Annotated in this window: 5 protein-coding genes; 2 read left to right on the top strand and 3 right to left on the bottom strand. The window is 73.7% G+C overall.

What is annotated here, in order from left to right; all coding sequences use genetic code 11:
* Both ACFQSB_RS38390 and ACFQSB_RS38385 read left to right on the top strand, forming a co-directional pair.
* A partial coding sequence (locus ACFQSB_RS38390; RefSeq protein WP_380832122.1) for an SIP domain-containing protein occupies positions 1-324 on the top strand: 324 nt, incomplete at its 5' end.
* 77 nt (positions 325-401) lie between these two features.
* Positions 402-1,349 carry a methionyl-tRNA formyltransferase gene (locus ACFQSB_RS38385; protein ID WP_380832120.1) on the top strand — a complete coding sequence of 316 codons (948 nt, stop codon included), beginning with the start codon at positions 402-404 and terminating at the stop codon, positions 1,347-1,349.
* A gap of 10 nt (positions 1,350-1,359) precedes the next feature.
* On the opposite strand, the gene ACFQSB_RS38380 is transcribed toward ACFQSB_RS38385, so the two are convergent.
* Genes ACFQSB_RS38380 through ACFQSB_RS38370 form a run of 3 tightly spaced genes read right to left on the bottom strand, consistent with a single transcriptional unit; the run spans position 1,360 to position 4,296 of the window.
* Positions 1,360-2,184, bottom strand: coding sequence for an ABC transporter ATP-binding protein (locus ACFQSB_RS38380; RefSeq protein WP_380832119.1), 825 nt, complete (start codon positions 2,182-2,184; stop codon positions 1,360-1,362).
* A gap of 4 nt (positions 2,185-2,188) precedes the next feature.
* Positions 2,189-3,274, bottom strand: a complete 1,086-nt coding sequence (locus tag ACFQSB_RS38375) for a FecCD family ABC transporter permease (RefSeq protein WP_380832118.1) — start codon at positions 3,272-3,274, stop codon at positions 2,189-2,191.
* Positions 3,275-3,276: 2 nt separating this feature from the next.
* A complete protein-coding gene (locus tag ACFQSB_RS38370) occupies positions 3,277-4,296 on the bottom strand; it encodes a FecCD family ABC transporter permease (protein ID WP_380832117.1) in 1,020 nt (339 codons plus the stop codon).
* Positions 4,297-4,496: the final 200 nt, after the last annotated feature.

Raw genomic sequence — 4,496 nt, 5'->3', positions numbered from 1 at the left:
GGCGCGGCCGGCGGCCGGGAACAGGGATCCGCGCCGGGGCCGGAGCCGCAAGAGTCCGCGGCGGCGCCTGAGCCCCAAGAGTCCGCGGTGGCGCTGGAACGGCGGGCACCCGCGGCGGCGCCGCAGGAGCAGGAGGAGGACGACGACCTCTGGGAGGTACCCGACCCCGGAACCGCCGTCCAGGGCGGCTTCTACGCCTGGCTGGCCGGCGAGGCCGGGGTGGTCACGGGACTGCGCCGCCACCTGGTCGGAGAGCTGGGCGTCGACCGCCGGACCGTCGCCTTCATGGGCTACTGGCGCCACGGCCGCCCCGGCGGCGAGTGAACCGCCCGCCCGGACGGCCGTCTCCCCCTGCCGGTGGGGACGGCCGATTCACCAGATCGCTGAGGAGAGGATCGTTCATGCGGGTCGTCATGTTCGGCTACCAGACGTGGGGCCATCGCACCCTGCAAGCCTTGCTGGACGCGGGTCACGAGGTCGCGCTGGTGGTCACCCACCCCAAGAGCGACCACGCCTACGAGAAGATCTGGGACGACTCGGTGGCGGAGCTGGCCGCCGAGCACGACGTGCCCGCGCTCCTGCGCAACCGCCCCGACGATCCCTCTCTGCTCCAGGCGCTGCGCGACGCGGCACCCGACATCATCGTCGCCAACAACTGGCGCACGTGGCTGCCGCCGGAGGTGTTCGACCTCCCCCCGCACGGCACGCTGAACGTCCACGACTCGCTGCTGCCGTCGTACGCGGGCTTCTCCCCGCTGATCTGGGCCCTCATCAACGGCGAGGAGCAGGTCGGCGTCACCGCCCACCGCATGAACGCCGAACTCGACGCGGGCGACATCGTGCTGCAACGGGCCGTGCCGGTGGGACCACGCGACACCGCCACCGACCTGTTCCACAAGACGGTCGACCTGATCGGCCCCATCGTGCGCGACGCCCTCGAGCTCATCGCCTCGGGCCGGGCCACGTGGGTGCCCCAGGACCGCACCAAGGCGAGCTTCTTCCACAAGCGGTCCATCGAGGACGGCCGCATCGACTGGACCTGGCCGGCGCAGGACCTGGAGCGGCTGGTGCGGGCGCAGTCGGACCCCTATCCCAACGCCTTCACCTACTACCGCGGCGAGCGCGTCCGCGTCGTGTCGGCGGCCGTGTCGCAGGCGCGCTACGGCGGCACCCCCGGCCGCGTCTTCATCCGCGAGGGGGACGGGGTGGTCGTCGTCAGCGGCGCCGACGCGCGCGGCGGGCGGCGGCACGGCCTGGTCCTGCGGCGGCTGCGCACCGAGGACGGCGCCGAACACGCGGCCACCGACTACTTCCGCACCATGGGCGGCTATCTCACCGCCCGGCCCTGACCGCGGCGCGCTAGTGGGCCGCCTCCGCGCGCCCGGTGTCGTGGTGGCGGCTCATCGGGATGATCAACGGGGTGCCGCTGACCGGGTCCGTCGTGACCTGGCAGCGCAGGTCGAAGATGTCCCGCACGGTCCGCGCGGTGATGACCTCGGCGGGCGCGCCCTCGGCGACGACGCGGCCCGACTTCATGGCGATGACGTGGTCGGCGTACCGGCACGCCTGGTTGAGGTCGTGCAGGACCATCACGATCGTGCGGTTCTCGCGCCGGTTGAGGTCGGTGATCAGGTCGAGGACGTCGATCTGGTGCGCCAGGTCCAGGTAGGTCGTCGGCTCGTCGAGCAGGAGCACCTGGGTGCCCTGCGCGACGGCCATCGCGATCCACGCGCGCTGGCGCTGGCCGCCGGACAGCTCGTCGACCGCGCGCCCGGCCAGGTCCGTCATGCCGGTGGCGGCCAGCGCGCCGTGGACGGCCTGCTCGTCGGCCGCCGACCACTGCCGCCACCAGGTCTGGTGCGGCGAGCGGCCCCGCGTGACCAGGTCGATGACCGTGAGACCCTCCGGCGCGACCGGTGACTGCGGCAGGATGCCCAGGCGCTGCGCCAGCTCCCTGGTCGGGATCGAGTGCAGGGCGCGGCCGTCGAGCTGGACGGCTCCCCGGCGCGGCGCCAGCAGCCGCGCCAGCGCCCGCAGCAGCGTGGACTTGCCGCAGGCGTTGGCGCCGACGATGGCGGTGACGCGCCCCGGCGGGACGACCAGGTCGAGGCCCTCCACGACCGGCCGGTCGTCGTAGGCCAGGTGCAGTCCGCTCGCCCGCAGGTCCGGGTGGATGGTCGACATGCGTTCAGCCTCCTGAGCCCGCGCGGTTCGCGCGGATGAGCAGCCAGAGCAGGATCGGCGCGCCCAGCACACCGGTGACGATTCCGACCGGCAGCTCCGTGGCGGGGAGCAGCTCGCGCGCGGCGAGGTCGGAGGAGAGCACGACCAGGGCCCCGGCCAGCCCCGAGGCCACCGGCGGCGGCCAGGCGGTGCCGGCGAGCCGCTGCGCGATCTGCGGCGCGGCCAGGGCCACGAAGGCGATCGGCCCGGCCGCCGCGGTGCCGAAGGCGACCAGTCCGACCCCCGTGAGCAGCAGCGTGAACCTGACCCGCTGCACCGGGGTGCCGAGGCCGGCGGCGACGTCGTCGCCGAGCTGGAGCGTCCGGTTCAGGCGGCCCAGCGTCAGCGCGAGCGGCACCAGCACCGCCATGGCCAGGGCGAGCGGGGTGACCTGGTCCCAGCCGCGGCCGTTGAGGTTGCCCACCAGCCAGCCGAGCGCGGCCTGCGCCTGGAACCGGCCGCCCTTGGCGACCAGGTAGTCGGTGGCGCTGGTGAAGATCCACGACAGCCCGATGCCGACCAGGATGATCCGGTAGCCGGTGGTGCCGCGGCTCCACGCCAGCAGGTAGACGAGCAGGCCGGTGACCAGCGCGCCGAGCAGCCCGAGCGCCTGCGGCCCGAGCCCGCCGTCCCACCCCAGCACGATGCCCGCGACGACGGCGGCGCCGGCGCCCTGGGTGAGCCCGATCATGTCCGGGCTGGCCAGCGGGTTGCGGGTCATGGTCTGGAACATCGAGCCGGAGACGCCGAAGGCGATGCCGGTCAGCAGCCCGACCAGGGCGCGCGGCAGCCGCAGCTCGCGCACGACCAGCAGCGTCCCGGGGTCCCCCTGCCCGGCCAGCGCCCTGACGACCGAGGTGAGGCCGATCGGGTAGTCGCCGACCGAGACGCCCCAGCACAGGACCAGGAAGGTGACGACGGCGAGCGCCACGCACACGGCGACCAGGCGAGGTCGCAGGAACCCGGAGACGGGCGGCACGGCCAGCCGGAACGGGCGGCGCGAGGTGACCGCGGCGGTGCCGGCCGGGGGAGCGGGGGTGGGGAGGGCCATGCTCAGACCTCCGCGAGCCGGCGCCGGCGGACCAGGGCGATGAAGAACGGGCCGCCGATGAAGGCGATGAGGACGCCCGCCTGGATCTCGGTGGGCCGCGCGGCGACCCGTCCGACGATGTCGGCCGCCAGCACCAGGCAGGGCGCGAGCACCGCCGACAGCGGCAGCAGCAGGCGGTGGTCGGGGCCGAACCCCGAGTGCTGGGCGAGGATCCGGGCGGCGTGCGGCACCACGAGCCCGACGAAGACCACCGGGCCGATGACCGCCACCGCCGCGCCCGTGAGCAGCGTGACGGCGACCGCCCCCTGAAGCCGGACCAGCCCGAGCCGCCTGCCCAGCGAGGCCGCCACGTCGTCGCCGAGTGCCAGGCTGTTGAGCGCGGGCGCGCAGGCCAGCGCCAGCGCCGTGCCGAGGGCGATGAACGGCAGGATGCGCAGCACGGTGTCACCGTCCTGGTCGGCGAGCGAGCCGGCCGACCAGAAGCGGTAGCGGTTCAGCGCGTCCGGGTCGGTCAGCACGACGGCGTTGGTGAGCGAGAACAGCAGCGAGCTCACGGCGACTCCGGACAGGGCGAGCTTGACCGGGGTCAGGCCCGAGCGGCCCAGCCCGCCGAGCAGGTACACCACGACGCTCGCGACGAGCGCGCCCGCGAAGGCGAACCAGATGTATCCGTACAGCGACCCGACGCCGAGCACCGCGACCGACACCACGATCGCGAACGCCGCGCCGGCGCTGATGCCGAGCAGGCCGGGGTCGGCGAGCGGATTGCGCGTCAGGGCCTGCATGAGCGCGCCGGACAGCCCGAGGGCCGCGCCCGCCGCCAGGCCCAGCGCGGTGCGGGGGACGCGCACCGACCAGACGACGTTGCCGGCCGTCTGGTCGGGCGCGTGCCCGAGCAGCGTCCGAATGACCTGGTCGAGGGGGAGGGCGCGGGCGCCCAGCGCGATCGAGAGCAGGCAGAGCGCGACCAGGACCGCGCCGAGCAGCGCCACCAGGACGGCGGGACGCCACCGGCGCGTCACCGGGCCGCTCTCACGTTCCGTTTTCCCAAACTTAGGTAAGGCACACCTTAACTGTAGCCCCAGAGTTGGGCGGTTTCCTCTGGCGCTGATCTACTGACTTAGGTAATGCTTACCTTAGTTTGACGCTCACTTGAGGTCGCTTTGGCGGTTTTCGTCCGGTTTTGGAGGCTCGGTCACCTGTGTCGGCTACTGACGAAGTG

It is taken from the genome of Sphaerisporangium rhizosphaerae, from assembly GCF_042665155.1.
In the GTDB taxonomy this organism is placed as follows: domain Bacteria; phylum Actinomycetota; class Actinomycetes; order Streptosporangiales; family Streptosporangiaceae; genus Sphaerisporangium; species Sphaerisporangium rhizosphaerae.
This window is presented reverse-complemented; position numbering and strand designations above follow the sequence as displayed.

Excerpts from the sequence above, each read along its gene's own strand:
- ACFQSB_RS38385 (WP_380832120.1), top strand. The coding sequence starts at position 402 with ATGCGGGTCGTCATGTTCGGCTACCAGACGTGGGGCCATCGCACCCTG.
- ACFQSB_RS38375 (WP_380832118.1), bottom strand. The coding sequence starts at position 3,274 with ATGGCCCTCCCCACCCCCGCTCCCCCGGCCGGCACCGCCGCGGTCACC.
- ACFQSB_RS38380 (WP_380832119.1), bottom strand. The coding sequence starts at position 2,184 with ATGTCGACCATCCACCCGGACCTGCGGGCGAGCGGACTGCACCTGGCC.